This is a genomic window from Paenibacillus sp. E194 (genome assembly GCF_000935845.1).
Taxonomy (GTDB): domain Bacteria; phylum Bacillota; class Bacilli; order Paenibacillales; family Paenibacillaceae; genus Paenibacillus_B; species Paenibacillus_B alvei_B.
This window is the reverse complement of record NZ_JMDX01000003.1, coordinates 11,149-26,276: the sequence shown is the minus strand read 5'-3', so window position 1 is coordinate 26,276 and position 15,128 is coordinate 11,149. Positions and strand designations below refer to the sequence as shown.

Below are 15,128 nucleotides of genomic sequence, written 5' to 3'. Positions count from 1 at the left end.
TTGAGTAATCAATAGCATACGATATGCGATGACAAAGACATGAATAACGGACGGAACCGTTCAGAGAGAGGGATCGAGGCTGCAAATCCCTTCGGCAACGCTGTTTATTTACCACTTTAGAGCTTTGGATGGGAACAACGAGCTTATCTCGGTTAGTATCATCCAACGAATCATTCCCGTTACCGAATGCTCAAGGACTGATCTGAGGAAAGCGTGCGACAGAGCATTGCGGCATATGATGCTGTAATTGTAATGGCTAAGCATCATCAGCAGTTGAATGAGGGTGGAACCACGGGTTACTAATTGTCTATAACACTCGTCCCTTTACAGGGCGGGTGTTTTTTATTTTTTCAGACAAGTTCAATAGGCTGTGTTATGTACGGTGAAGATGGGAAGAGCGTGTATTTGTTCGTTTCCTAGCCGGCATAAAGAAGATTGACAGCAGATTGAATGATGCCATATTAACTGGGAGGAATCGCAAATGTCTAACGTAAAAGTAACATTTCCAGACGGTGCTGTTCGTGAATATGAGCAAGGCACTACTATCGAAGATGTAGCGGGCTCGATTAGCAGTGGATTGAAGAAGGCTGCACTAGCGGGGAAACTGGATGGCAAGGTCGTTGATCTGTATACGCCAATTCAGCAAGATGCAAAGATTGAAATTGTAACTGCAGATTCAGAAGACGGGCTTGAAGTGCTTCGCCACAGTTCAGCCCACTTGACAGCGCAAGCAATCAAGCGCTTGTACAAGGACGCGAATGTGAAGCTTGGTATTGGTCCCGTTATCGAAGATGGCTACTACTATGATATTGACCTTGATATCTCCTTGACGCCTGAGGATCTGCCGAAGATCGAGAAGGAAATGCAGCGTATCGTGAACGAGAACCTGCCAATTCAACGCCGTGAAGTATCTCGTGAAGAAGCTCTACGCATCTTCACAGAAATCGGTGATGAGTTGAAGCTGGAGCTTATCCGCGATTTGCCTGAAGATTCTGTGATTACTATCTATGACCAAGGTGAATTTTTCGACTTATGCCGTGGACCTCACGTCCCATCTACAGGCAAGTTGAAGGTATTCAAGCTTCTGAACTTGGCGGGGGCTTACTGGCGCGGCAACTCGGACAACAAGATGCTGCAGCGCATTTATGGTACAGCCTTTGCAAAGAAAGCACAGCTTGATGAGTACTTGCACTTCTTGGAAGAAGCGAAGAAGCGCGATCACCGTAAATTAGGTAAAGAGCTGAAGATCTTCTCCTTCTCCCAAAAAGTTGGACAAGGCTTGCCGCTTTGGCTGCCAAATGGTGCGACACTGCGTCGTACGATGGAGCGTTACATCGTGGATATCGAAGAGCGCTTGGGATACAGCCACGTGTACACACCGGTGCTTGCGAATGTGGAATTGTACAAGACATCCGGCCACTGGGAGCACTACCAAGAGGATATGTTCCCAACTATGGTCATGGACAATGAAGAGCTTGTTCTGCGTCCAATGAACTGCCCGCACCATATGATGGTGTACAAGTCTGACATGCGCAGCTATCGTGAATTGCCAATTCGTATCGCCGAGTTGGGAACGATGCACCGTTATGAAATGTCCGGGGCGCTCACTGGTTTGCACCGTGTTCGTGCTATGACATTGAACGATGCGCATATTTTCTGCCGTCCGGATCAAATCAAGGAAGAGTTCGCACGTGTTATTAATTTGATTCGTCGCGTATATGACGACTTCGGAATTAAGGATTACCGCTTCCGCTTGTCTTATCGCGATCCGCAGGATACAGAGAAGTACTTCCCAGACGATCATATGTGGGAAATGTCTCAACGCATGCTGCGTGAGGTTGTTGAAGAATTGGGTCTTCCATTCTACGAAGCAGAAGGCGAAGCTGCATTCTACGGACCGAAGCTGGATGTGCAAATTAAAACAGCGCTTGGCAAGGAAGAGACACTGTCGACTGCACAGCTGGACTTCTTGCTTCCTGAACGCTTCGAGCTGGAATATGTCGGCGATGACGGACAGAAGCATCGTCCTGTCGTTATTCACCGTGGTATCATCAGTACGATGGAGCGCATGACTGCATTCTTGCTGGAGAACTTCGCAGGGGCGCTTCCGCTCTGGCTCTCTCCGGTTCAAGCGAAGGTAATTCCGGTATCGCCGAACTATGAAGAGTATGCGAAGGAAGTAACGGAATCTCTGCGTGATGCAGGTATCCGTGCTGAAGCAGATGTGCGCAACGAGAAGCTTGGCTACAAGATTCGCGAGGCACAGCTGGAGAAAACACCATACATGCTCGTCGTTGGTGAGAATGAGAAGAACAATGGTGCTGTATCCGTGCGTAAGCGTGGAGAAGGCGACCTTGGCATGAAGCCGGTAGCAGAAGTGGTTGCACTGCTGCAAGAGGAAATCCGTACACGCTATATTGCGCAGGCTGCTCCACAAGAAGATTCACAGAAATAAAGGGCGAGCTAAGTAGCACCCTTGTCATAGAGAAGCTCTCGTCTTAGACGGGGGCTTCTTTTTTTGATTCGCGGCATTCATTAATAAAGTTCCTTAAAATCTTACGTGACAATATTGTAAGCTCCGCATAAGGTTAATCGCACGATATCATTTGTATCTTGCTCTATAATTGAATATATCATCATGAGATGAAACACAAACGGAAAGAAGTGATTGGACGAATGAAACTTACAGGAAGACAATTGCTACATACAACAATAGCATGTGCAATGGCTTTTACCCTTCTTGCTGCTCCGCTAGCATCTGGAGGCACAGCTTATGCACAGGAGGCTGTGGCGGATCAAGTCAAGACGATTAGCACAGCAGGAATGCAGTCTCAACAACAAGCAACTTCACATATCCAATACAATATCCAAGCGAAGCTGAATACGGATGACATGACCATTACAGGTAAGCAGACCGTGAAATACCGCAATACGTCTAAGGACAAGCTGAATGATGTTGTATTCCGTCTGTTCGCAGATGCCAATCGTTCGAAGGATACGCAATCGAGCATGTTCGTGCGAGCAAATGGGGAGATTGCAAAGGAATACCCAGATAAGAAACCAGAGGATTTCCTTGGCGGTATTGATATCATTCGTGTAAAGGATGCTTCGACCGGTGCGATCCTAGCTACCACAAATGAGAAGCAGGCGCTTACGGTTCAGTTGGCAAAAGCGTTGGGCAAGGATGAAGAAGTAACGTTAGAGCTTGAATATAAAACGAAAATTCCATTTGGTTCACAGCGCTTGTCCTACTATAAGGACATCATTAATGGGGCGCATTGGTTCCCGGTTATGTCTGTGTACGATGAAGCAGCACATAAGTGGAATAAGACCCCATATAGTAAGACATTCGAAACGGATTACTATGAGGTTGCCGACTATACGGTTGCAATGGATGTTCCAGACAAGCTGCAAATCGCGATGCCTGGACAAATGTCGGAGAAGTCTGGGGAAGCTGGCCGCAAAATCGTAACGACGAAATCGGACAAGACGCGCGAGCTCGTGTTCTTCTCCAGTGAGAAGTTCCATAAAGCCAGCAAAACCAAGAATGGTTTAACGATTGAATATGTATATTACAACGACAACAATGACCCAGCGAAGACGGCAGTTATCAATAAATATATTGATGAGGCATTTAAAGTAATTGAATTTTTTGGCGATAAATTCGGCAAGTACGAATACCCAGATTTCCGGATCGTAGAATCCCATGTAGAAGGGGTTGCCGTTGAGTTTGCACGCCTTATCCAAATGGGGCGGGTAAGTCCAAATGCTGTTCCTGAAAAGGATTCTGTCTTTGTCCATGAGATTGCGCATCAGTGGTTCCATTCCATCATCGGCAACGATTCTGAAACCGAGTCGTTCTTGGATGAAGGGTTTGCTGATTTTTCCAAGGTGTATTACTATGATGCCCAGGGCGACAAAATGAATGGATTTGATAGTGCCCGCATCGATACATTCACTTTGGATCGGGCAATCAATTCTCCGAATGATCAGGCTGGGGATTCTCCTGATGCGCTGTACTACAAAAAAGGTCGTCTTGCGATCTATGAATTGTACCGTACTGTTGGTCAAGCGAAGTTCGATGCTTTTATGAAAGAATATTTCAATCGCTATGCATACCGCAACGCAACCGTAGCGGGACTGCTCCAAACGATTGAGGATCAGTTTGGCAAGACTGTGCGCGATCGAATGGATGATAACTTAAACAAGCCTAATTTTGAATTCAAGCCGGAATACCAGATGACGGAAGCTGAAATGGCGGAGTATATGCGATTGTCGCTTGTGGGAATATATGATGGGATCGATCAGTCCTATCCTAAGTTGCCGAAAGAGACAATGTACAAGGTGCTTAACAAGGCGATGCATGGAGAACCGCTAGCGATCATATACAGCAGTCCTGTAAACGCAGAAGCGAAAAAGCAGCAAGAGCAATTTTTCGAGAATATTTCCAATGTGTTGAACATGGGCGGCGTTAAGCCTGTGATCTTGAGTGAGAAGCAGGCTGTAAAAAAACAGTTGGAGACTTCTCTGGCAAAGAGCAATGTTATTGTAATCGGCAATCCGAAGTCCAATTCATTTATTCAAGCATTGAAGCCGGCGATTATTGCGAAATCGGAACAAGCGGGCTTCCCTTGGAAGGAAGTAATGAACACAAAAGGGCTGCTGGGTGGCTACGGAATTATGCATCCGTACAATAAGGATCGTCTAGTGGTGCATTATTTCTGGACAGATGATCATATGACGCAGAAGTCAGCGGAGCAGTTGTTGGCGGGAATCGGCATGCAGAGCTTATCGGTTACGAGTAATTTCCAACAGTATATTGTGAAAAAGGCCGACGGTTCTATTTATAAAGAAAAGCATGTTGAAAATCCGATTGCCAAGTTTTTTGAACAAGCCGAGTAATCAACAGTAAGAAATAGCGATATTGGATTAATCAATCCAAGACAAATGAAGCAAGAATGTAAGACTTGGGCTGCAGAATAAATCTGCAGTCTTTTTTATTTATCACTATCTTCATGAATACATTGTGTTAGGTTATATCACATACAATTTGTATAACTTAAAGCATTTCATGGATTTTATAACATAACCCATTGATTTGCACAATTTACCTTTATATAATTCCTCTAACAACAAGATTTTGTGTAATAAAATCTAACATATAAATAGCGAGGAGTGTAAATGAGGATGAACAGAGACAAGAGCCTCAATCGGAGTAGGAGCAGATGTCTTGCTTCGGGGACTGGTGTGCTTGGTGCTGGATTTGCATGTTTTAGCCTATTTCCGGATGCTGTCAGTGCCGCGGGGGAGGCTTCTGTGCAATCACTGGAATCTGGTCTGAACGCACTGTGGGTAATGCTGTCGGCTATACTGGTGCTGCTTATGCAAGCGGGATTCATCCTGCTGGAAGCAGGGTCTGCACGAATGAAGAACGCAAGTCATATTGCCGCAAAAACGGTCATTACGGTTGGGCTTGGCTCCCTTGTATTTTGGGCAGTCGGCTATGGCTTGATTTTTGGTACGAATGGCAATGCGTTTATTGGTTGGGGTGATTTCTTCTTTACTCCAGCTTCCACTACAGGGTTACCACTTTCCGTATTTTTTACCTTCCAATTAGCCTTTGCTGCTGTGTCACTCTCGATCGTGTGGGGTGGTTTTGCCGAGCGCGCGCGATTGTCCGCTTACATTTGGTTTACGATTCTGTTTATGGCATTGATTTACCCAGTGGTTGCTCACTGGATATGGGGAGGTGGCTGGCTAGCGATGCATGGCAAGCAGGATTTTGCTGGTTCTACGGTTGTGCATTTAACAGGGGCTATGGCTGCGCTGGCAGCGACATTGCTTTTGAAGCCGCGCATGAATAAATACGATCCAGACGGTTCGTCAAAGAAAATAAAAGGTCATAACCAAGTATATATAACGCTCGGTGTACTTCTGCTGTGGGTGGGTTGGTTCGGTTTTAATGCAGGAAGTACGTTGTCGGTCGGAGATGGATTTTTTGGGTATGTCGCCATGAACACACAGCTTGGAGCTGCAGCGGGGGCTGTTGCGGCGCTTGCGATTAGTTGGCTGCGCAGCGGCAAGGCACATGTGCCTACCCTCTTGAATGGAATGCTGGCGGGCTTGGTTGCGATCACAGCTTCGTGTGCATTCGTGGAGCCTTGGGCGGCCATCATAATTGGTTTGGCGGCTGGTATTCTAGTGTACTACAGCGCGCTCTGGTTCGATCATCTGCGAGTTGATGACCCAGTCTCAGCCTTGTCGGTACATGGGGTGGCAGGGGTATGGGGCACGCTGTCCAATGGGATATTCGCCACTTCAGCATTGGCGGAGAAGGTTGGTGTAGGCCAAGGAGGCTGGCTGGATACAGGCAGTCTGCATCAGTTATGGGTGCAAGCCTATGGGATTCTAGCGGCGGGCGGATTTGCATTTGTCTCTTCTTACGTGCTGTTGTATGCAGGGAAACGGTTGTTTGGCTTGCGTGTCAATGCGGAGCAAGAGCGTATCGGCTTGGATTTAAGTGAACATGGCGAGTATGGCTATCCAGAACATTTCGAACATGTTGATCAAGACATGCAAGAATCGCTCAGAACGGAGTCAGATGAGGAAAGCGTGAAGCAGTATTCCGAAGGAGTAAGACGAAAAAATCTCTTGATCTAAAGGGGAGTGATTGCGAATAAAACTCTGTTGAAGTGGTGAGAAAACCTAAAGAATCTCCCCTGAAGGGGGCTATCCTTACGGCAGGTGCTGCCCGCAAAAAAACAGCGACCAGGCTCATTTTGAAAACCCGGTCGCTAATCCTGCTGTGTTCATCGTTCTTTCTGTCTCTATTTCATTGCTTTTTCAGCTTTGGAGGCATTATTGCGCAAATGTAGATATACCGTGTGTTTGGTGATTTTCAGCGCGTTTGACACAAGGGTGACCGCATCTCTCAGGTTGAATACGCCCCGTTCATGCAGCAGTCCGATAATATGCTTGTTCCGGTTCGCATAAGAGATGTCCGGAGAAGAATCAACCTCTTCAATCGTTCGTTCAATCGTTTCTTGAATCATATCCTCCACGGATGAAGCAAAATGCTCGGACTGCCCCTTTGCTTCCATATCCGGTTGCGGCAGGAAGGTTTGCAGCACATCGGCAAAAGATTCGTCAATATTCATGTTGATGCAAAGCAGTCCGATAATCTTGCCGCTATCACCCCGAATCGCGATCGTGCTGGACTTCATCTGACGATTATTCTTGCTTCTCGTAAAATAGCTGAGCGACTGCTTCCCATTGGATTGTTCAATTTCTTGCAGCATTTGCAAAGCAATATTGGTGATAGGCGCTCCCAGTTCCCTGCCTGTATGATGCCCATTTGCGATTTTGACAACCGAATGCTGATAATCTTCCAAACTATGAAGAACAATTTCCGAAGCAGGCCCCAAATAGTTGGCTAATCCCTCTACTACTGCATCGTAAGATTCCAAAATTAAATGATCTTGCTCTGTAAATCTTGTATTCATTGCATCAAGTCCTTCCCTAGACAACCCGAATTTGACCAGAAGATTTCTTTGTCATTCGAGAAATATTATATTGCTTGATACAACACAATAATGACGCTCTGGACAATCAAAAATAGTTGATGAAATAAATTCAAGTTGATTATATCAACAATTAGTAATGATAAATTACTATTATCATAACGCGAACTTCAACCGCAATCAATCCCCGATTCATTGGACTTTCCAAAATCATCCGTTCGGAATTCGATATTAGTTATACCTAATTTTACGATCTTTAAATAGGGAGACGTGCCTCATTATAAGCTAATATAGCGTCTTCCTTTTCCATTCAGTTTCCGTATTCCTCGAATCAGTATCCATGGAAAACGGCTTAATAAAGGTAAATTGCGGCAATTTCCGAAAATATGTATAAAAGAATTGTGTAAATAAAGAAAAGTTGATACAATCAAATTGAAGTTAATAAACTCAATTATTTTTGAGTTTATTAACTAATAATCATTCATTTAGAATGTATTTCAATCAATCTTGTCGCAGTATAAATGTACTTTTAATGTTTTGTAAGCGGTTACCACACTTTGTACCCATGAAGGAGGAGCGTTACGTATGGACATCGTAATCGGTACAGCCCTACTATTGCTTGTATTGTCCCTTTTCTCCCTTTTCAGCTTCAAAGCACCTAACGGCATGAAGGCAATGGGAGCCCTAGCAAATGCGGCAGTTGCCAGTTTTTTGGTAGAAGCATTTCAAAGTTATGTAGGTGGCGATTTGTTCGGCTTCAGTCTTGCCAAGGAGGTTGGGCTCGCTTCCGGAAGTATGGGCGGTGTGGCCGCAGCTGCATTGGTAGCGCTTGCAATGGGCGTTTCCCCCGTCTATGCTCTGCTGCTGGGGGCAGCTTGTGCGGGAACAGGATTGCTGCCTGGCTTCATTGCCGGTTATCTCGTATCGTTCCTTGTCAAACTGATTGAAAAGAAAGTCCCGGATGGACTTGATCTCATCGTCTGCATCATCGTTGCTGCACCGCTCGTTAGATTTGTAGCAAACATAGCAACACCAGTAGTCAATGCGACATTGCTTAATATTGGCGGCATCATCACAACGGCAGCTAATGATAATCCAATCGTGATGGGTATCGTGCTTGGTGGAGTCATAACCGTCGTGGCAACCGCACCGCTCAGCTCGATGGCGCTTACTGCCATGCTGGGACTTACGGGCTTGCCGATGGCCATCGGAGCCTTGTCCGTCATGGGATCATCCTTTATGAACTTCGTCTTTTTCCATCGAATGAAGTTCGGTGACCGCAAAGACACGATTGCGGTGGCGATTGAACCATTAACGCAAGCAGACATCATATCAGCCAATCCGATTCCGGTATATGTAACCAACTTTCTGGGAGGAGCGATGGCTGGGGTCGTCGTGGCTTTGTTCAATCTAACGAATAATGCGACAGGTACCGCAACCCCAATTGCAGGACTCATGGTCATGTACGGCTTCAACGATGCGCTTACGGTAACAATTGCGGCAGCCCTATGCGCCCTTTGCGGCATCACGGCAGGTTTAATCGGCTCACGGATTTTCAAGAACTATAAGATCCGCACAGTCGCTGAGATTCGCGGAACCGCGCCTGCTCCTAAGCCTACAGCCGCAGTGGGCACTGAAGTGGCGTAGACCAGAACAAGATATAACGAAAGTTAGTATTAGTAGCATCAATCTTTCATCAATTCTGTGTAAGAGGGGGATTATTATGCCGTTCACATCTGTATTTGATATTATCGGCCCTATTATGATCGGTCCATCCAGCTCGCATACGGCAGGAGCCAACCGAATTGGACGCGCAGCCCGCAATCTGTTCGGACGGCTACCAGAATCCGTCACGGTTACCTTATACGGTTCATTTGCGAAAACGTACAAAGGCCATGGGACTGATATGGCAATTGTAAGCGGAATCCTGGATTTTGACACGTCAGATGAGCGTATCCCGAATGCCCTCAGCATCGCAGAAGAGCAGGGCGTCCACATTACTTTCGTGACATCAGAGGAGGAGAGTGAGCATCCGAATACGGCACGCCTTACGTTGCGGGACAAGCGCGGTGCGATCGAAGTCGTCGGCGTGTCAATCGGTGGAGGCAGCATGGAAATCCGCGAAGTCAAACAATTGGATCCGAACCCAATCGGCAGAATCCCGGCCATGCTCGTCCTGCATGAGGACAAGCATGGTGCCGTGGCGAATGTAACCTCGCTGCTTGCACAGCATCATATTAATATCGGATATATGGAAGTGTCCCGTTCAGGTAAAGGCGAGAGCGCCTTGATGGCCATCGAGCTTGACCAAGCGGTTGATGTGACTGTAATCAATCGCATGCATGCGCTCCCTCATATTAAAGAAGTATGGCAAGTGCAAACCTACCAGCGTACAAGCGCGGAAGGAGGACAATCATGTTCCATAGCGTAGCCGAGCTTGTCCGGTTGGCCGAAGAAAAGCAGTGTAAAATATCCCGCGTCATGCTGGAGAGAGAAGTAGCGCTTCGGCAGCAGACGGAAGAAGAAATCATGCAGGCAATGGATGCCAATCTAACCGTGATGGAGCAGGCCATCGAAAAAGGCCTAAAAGGAGTCCAGTCTCTCTCGGGCTTAACCGTAGGGGATGCCCTCCTCCTCCATCAATATATTGCCAGCGGCAATGCCTTAGCTGGATCTCTCGTACTTGACGCAGTCAGCAAGGCCATTGCAACCAACGAAGTAAATGCGGCCATGGGCATTATCTGCGCCAATCCGACCGCAGGTTCGGCAGGTGTTGTTCCAGGTGTTTTGTTCGCCGTCAAGGAGAAGCTGAAACCTACGCGGGAGCAAATGCTCGAATTCCTATTTACGGCAGGCGCCTTTGGGTTCGTTATCGCAAACAATGCTTTCATCGCGGGCGCGGCCGGCGGCTGCCAAGCGGAGGTTGGATCCGCAACGGGAATGGCTGCTGCGGCAGTCGTGGAAATGGCAGGCGGAACGCCGCAGCAATCAGCAGAAGCGATGGCGATTGCACTCAAGAATATGCTGGGATTAGTATGCGACCCGGTAGCAGGACTTGACGAAGTCCCTTGTGTGAAGCGGAACGGAGTCGGTGCTTCGTCGGCAGTCGTAGCCGCGGATATGGCTTTAGCCGGCATCAAGAGCAGAATACCGGCCGATGAGGTGATTATGGCCATGTATGAAGTTGGACGTTCCATGCCAAGCTCCTTCCGCGAAACTGCCGAAGGCGGTCTGGCCAACACGCCGACAGGCCGCAAGCTGGAACAGCTCGTGCTGGGCCAATAACCGAACGCCAAAGTTCCCCTGGAAGCTTGTTTGGCTTATATGCCATGAGATGGAGTTCAACGTTACGTTCATGTAAGGCAAAGGCAGGCAATCGCCTGCCTTTTTTCTGTCATCGCTTTTTAGTTCAGTTCCCTATCTTTGCATATCGATTAAGATTGCCCCCAACTTTCATTCAGAATTTGTTCAGTGCCATTGATTAGGATAGGAAGGAAGTCGTTCGTGTGGGTAGAATTTCCAAACGTACGGCTCAAATTTATTTACGGAAAGGAGAGGGAACGATTTGAGGAGGACACTAAGAAGGGCGCAGGCGTCTATATGGGCGCTGCTGCTCATCTTGAACATAGTGCTCCTGCCTGTTACGGCGCATGCGAACGCAGATGGTAACGACTCACAAGGAATTCAATTGCGATTAAGCAGCAGTAAGGACACTGTGCTCACAGGAGCAACCTTTACCTACACAATTGATTACAGTCTATCCAGCACGACAGAGGACTATTCCGATGCGGAAATTGTGCTTCCCTTGCCTGAGGGCATCGTATTCGAGGAAGTGCAGGGATCTGAACATGTCGTAAGCAAACATGAGAATGTGGGCGGCGTGGATAAGGTGACGTTTACATTCAAAAATCCTACCCCATCCGGCGCGACGGGAAAACTGCAGGTGAAGGCACATTTCCCTAACCACACAACGCCTGACGGGACTGCCGGAACGGCAACGGCAACATTCATCCACCATTCCGGAAGCTTGCAGGTTGAATCGAACCCTGTAACAGTTACAGGGAAGGCATCTGCGGACTGGATACTTACGAAGGAGCGAATCGTACCTGTTGAAGGTGTGAAGCCGCAGCCAGGAACAGAAGTCGTCTACGAAATTATGCTGAAGGATAACAAGAATCCGGCAGACAAAGACGGCAATCTTAACATTGACCATGTAGTGATTACCGACGTTCTGCCGCCTGAAGCCGAATTCTCCAAGGCGGCCCCCGCGCCTGATTCCATACAGGGTCAGACCCTGACATGGAAGATTGATGCGAAGGAACTCAATAAGGAGAAAATAACGGATCGTTCCAAAAGCATACTCGTTACGGTTAAGTACCCTAAAGATAAGGTGATTGATCCGAGCACCGGCAACACGAAATCGGTGGTGAATACGGCCAAAGCATCTTATCAACCTTTGGGAGATGCGGCCAAGGAACTGACTGCGAAGGCGGAACACGACTTTATCAAGCAGCCTGGCGGAGGAATATGGATTTACAAGCAAATCTGGAGCGGTCAGGAGAAGGAATTGTCGGAAGGCCAGGAAGTCAGCTTTTATATTGGCGGAGTAGGGAATGCTGCCAATGTCTCTCTGGATAAAGCCGTCATGACAGATATGACACCGAAGGGCATGAAATTGCAGTATATCCGTATTCCAGCCTTTGACGGTGCAGATAAAGATGAGTACGAAATTCAGTACACGTCGAAAAGCACACCTGATGAGAGCGACTGGAAACTCTGGAAGGAATTAAATTTTAAGACACAACACAAGCTGTTGGCAGCAGATCTGAACGCTGACATTCAAGGCATTCGCCTTGTTTTGGGAGACGTACCCGTTGCGTTCCGTCCGCATGATGTTTTAGAACTTCGTTACCAATTAACCTCTTATGATAGTGTCAAACATAATGATTATAAGTATGGAGATTTCCCTCGACTGACAGAAAAGTACCCGCACGATGACTTTACTTATCTGGACAAAAATAACGGCCTTCCTACGAACGAGGAAGCCAAGCAGCACCCGAAGCAGTGGAAACAAACGATTAACTATGCAAGCATGGAATACAGCTTCAATGGCGAGAAGACCGAGTATTTGACGGGGGTTAAGGTATTGGCGGTGGATAAGCGTCCGCTGCTGGAAGTGGATAAATCGGTTGTGAGTGGAAAAAGTACTTCCCCAGGAGGTACGGTTACTTATAGGATCGTTGTAACCAATGCCAGTCCGATTGATGTTCCGTTTCGCGACCCGGTTGTAACGGATCTGCTGCCGAAAGAATTGGAATATGTGCCGGACAGCTTGAAGCTGGGGCCGCTTAACGGCAAGCAGATGCCTGCCCCTGCGTTCTCAGAAGCCAAGCAGGATCAGCAAGGGCGCACGCCGATTACATGGGCGTGGGGTACAGAAGGCAGCAACTCCTTGACGCTGCAGAAGGGCGAAGCGCTCACCTTTACCTTCGAAGCGAGAGTGAAGCCGGATACCCCGACGGGCGAAGTTTACAATGAAGTTGAGGTCACATCAGAACGGCACAACTATATTAACGGGTTGACCAACTTCAAGAACCAGCGCTATAAGGAAGAGAACGGCAAGTGGTATGTATACAACGGAGATAAAATTGATGTGAACGGCATCGATAGCTTGATCTCCGAAAAATGGGTTCAAGGGGATTTGGATAACGGACAATGGTCTAAGTATCCAGATATCGGCAATGTTGCGCCAGGCGGGGAACTTAAGTATAAGATCTCTATAACGAATCGGGGATCAATTGGCGTCAAAAATCTTTTGATCGTAGATGCCCTTCCGCATATCGGTGATCACGGAGTCATCGACAAATCGTCGCGAGGCAGCAAGTGGACCCCGATTCTGAAGGAGCCGATATCGCCTCCGAACGGTGTAACGGTATATTACAGCATCGATGAGGAGATATCGATGTCAGGCGGCAACTGGGATAAAGAGCCTCCGCAAGATATATCGAAGGTGCGAGCCTTAAAGTTCGAATTCGCTGGTGATGTCATACTGGCTCCTGGCCAATCCAAGGAATTGACATGGACAATGCGTGCGCCTGTTGATACGCCTGCAGGCGACGATCAGATCGCATGGAATTCCTTCGGATACACCGCGACTCCGGTCATTAGCGATAAGGCTATGCTCCCGGCAGAGCCGCTCAAGGTCGGCATTAAGATCAAGGGCGATCCAAAGGGAGAGATTGGGGATTACGTCTGGTACGATGAAAATGGCAATGGGATTCAGGATGAAGCACCGGATCATGGTGTTAACGGCGTTCGCGTCGACTTGCATCGCGAGAGTGACGGCAAGGTAATACAAAGCACTGTAACCGGCAATAATCACGAAGGTCAGCCCGGATACTATCTGTTTACTGGCTTGGATGCGGGCAAATACTACGTTACGTTCCACTTGCCGGAAGGCTATGATGCATTTACGGTGAAAGATACGATAACGAATCCAGGGAGAAACTCCAAGGCGAATGTGGAAGGTAGAACAGACATCATTACACTGGAGCAGGGCGGTAAAAATCATAACATTGACGCAGGTCTAATTAAGAAGGATATTCCATCTATTCCGGGCAAGGGAGCCATCGGCAAATATGTATGGATAGACACGAACGGCAATGGGATTCAAGATGAAAATGGTACTGGATTAAATGGGGTTGTGGTCGAATTATATAACCACAATAATGAGAAGCTGACTACGACTGTCACCCATTCCGTGTATTACAGCTCGGTGACAAATTCGGTCTATGATCCGACTGTCACGGGATCGGTCTACGATCCTGCCGTGACCGATTACGTGTATCAGTCTGGTTACTACTTATTTAATGAATTGGATCTCAGTACTTATAAGATTCGATTCATTGCCCCAGAGGGGTATTCGTTCACGAAACGGTATCAGGGAGATGATCGCGCACTCGATTCTGATGCGGATCTGAATGGCTGGTCAGACAACATCGTACTTACGGCGGAACGACCACGGGATCTAACGATTGATGCGGGACTTATTGTAAGAACGGTCAATCCAGATCCGGAACCGGGAACGGGCGGATCTACTGATCCTGGAGGTGGCGGTTCTACAAATCCTGGAACGCCTGTAGAGCCGGGCAAACCGGGCGATCAGGAACGGCCAACGATTCCAGGTACAATTGTAGAACCTGGAACTGGGAATCCAGATAGCGAGACGAAGCCCGACCCAGGCGAAGTGACACAGCCGGATGGCGATACAAAGCCAGATAAAGGTCAAGGTACTGATAAAGATCCAGTTGAAGGAACGAATGAGGATGAAGCGGACGGTACCGATTTGGGCGGGGAGCAGGACGTTGATCGGCAGCCGAATCGCCCGAACGTCTTGCCTAAGACTGGAGAGCAAGCGCCAATTGAACCAATCATCGGTATATTCTTGTGCGCCGCAGCTGTCATCATGTGGAGATTAAGCAAAAGAGGGGCAGCAGATCGTTAACGAATCAGCCGTCGAGGAGCAAAGCTCCTTGACGGCTTTTGTTTGTGCATTGACGGACAAACGTGCGTACAAATTTTCAAAATCATGCGATAAAAAAGTTGCTT

General features: G+C 47.6%; 8 protein-coding genes. 7 read left to right on the top strand and 1 reads right to left on the bottom strand.

The window, feature by feature from the left end:
- The first annotated feature begins 481 nt into the window (after window positions 1-481).
- The 3 genes from thrS (at window position 482) to AZ66_RS00790 (ending at window position 6,660) form a co-directional block, all read left to right on the top strand.
- Window positions 482-2,455 (top strand): threonine--tRNA ligase, encoded by a 1,974-nt coding sequence (gene thrS, locus AZ66_RS00800; protein WP_044353187.1) that lies wholly within the window; start codon window positions 482-484, stop codon window positions 2,453-2,455.
- Window positions 2,456-2,676: 221 nt separating this feature from the next.
- The gene (locus AZ66_RS00795) at window positions 2,677-4,902 is read left to right on the top strand and encodes a M1 family metallopeptidase (RefSeq protein WP_044353186.1); all 2,226 of its coding nucleotides are present in this window, start codon (window positions 2,677-2,679) and stop codon (window positions 4,900-4,902) included.
- Between the two features lie 285 nt (window positions 4,903-5,187).
- A complete protein-coding gene (locus AZ66_RS00790) occupies window positions 5,188-6,660 on the top strand; it encodes an ammonium transporter (RefSeq protein WP_044353185.1) in 1,473 nt (490 codons plus the stop codon).
- 167 nt (window positions 6,661-6,827) lie between these two features.
- Here the strand turns inward: AZ66_RS00790 and AZ66_RS00785 are convergent, their stop codons facing one another.
- A complete protein-coding gene (locus AZ66_RS00785) occupies window positions 6,828-7,502 on the bottom strand; it encodes a helix-turn-helix transcriptional regulator (RefSeq protein WP_044353184.1) in 675 nt (224 codons plus the stop codon).
- Between the two features lie 603 nt (window positions 7,503-8,105).
- Between AZ66_RS00785 and AZ66_RS00780 the strand changes: the two genes are divergently transcribed.
- From AZ66_RS00780 to AZ66_RS00765, 4 genes are all read left to right on the top strand, one after another.
- The gene (locus AZ66_RS00780; RefSeq protein WP_021261982.1) at window positions 8,106-9,167 is read left to right on the top strand and encodes a PTS sugar transporter subunit IIC; all 1,062 of its coding nucleotides are present in this window, start codon (window positions 8,106-8,108) and stop codon (window positions 9,165-9,167) included.
- 76 nt (window positions 9,168-9,243) lie between these two features.
- Entirely contained in the window at window positions 9,244-9,951 is a 708-nt protein-coding gene (gene sdaAB / locus AZ66_RS00775; RefSeq protein ID WP_044353183.1) for an L-serine ammonia-lyase, iron-sulfur-dependent subunit beta, read from the top strand.
- The gene (gene sdaAA, locus AZ66_RS00770) at window positions 9,936-10,805 is read left to right on the top strand and encodes an L-serine ammonia-lyase, iron-sulfur-dependent, subunit alpha (RefSeq protein ID WP_044353182.1); all 870 of its coding nucleotides are present in this window, start codon (window positions 9,936-9,938) and stop codon (window positions 10,803-10,805) included. The genes sdaAB and sdaAA overlap by 16 nt, the downstream gene beginning before the upstream one ends.
- Before the next feature lie 280 nt (window positions 10,806-11,085).
- Entirely contained in the window at window positions 11,086-15,024 is a 3,939-nt protein-coding gene (locus tag AZ66_RS00765) for an SdrD B-like domain-containing protein (protein ID WP_044353181.1), read from the top strand.
- Window positions 15,025-15,128 lie beyond the last annotated feature (104 nt).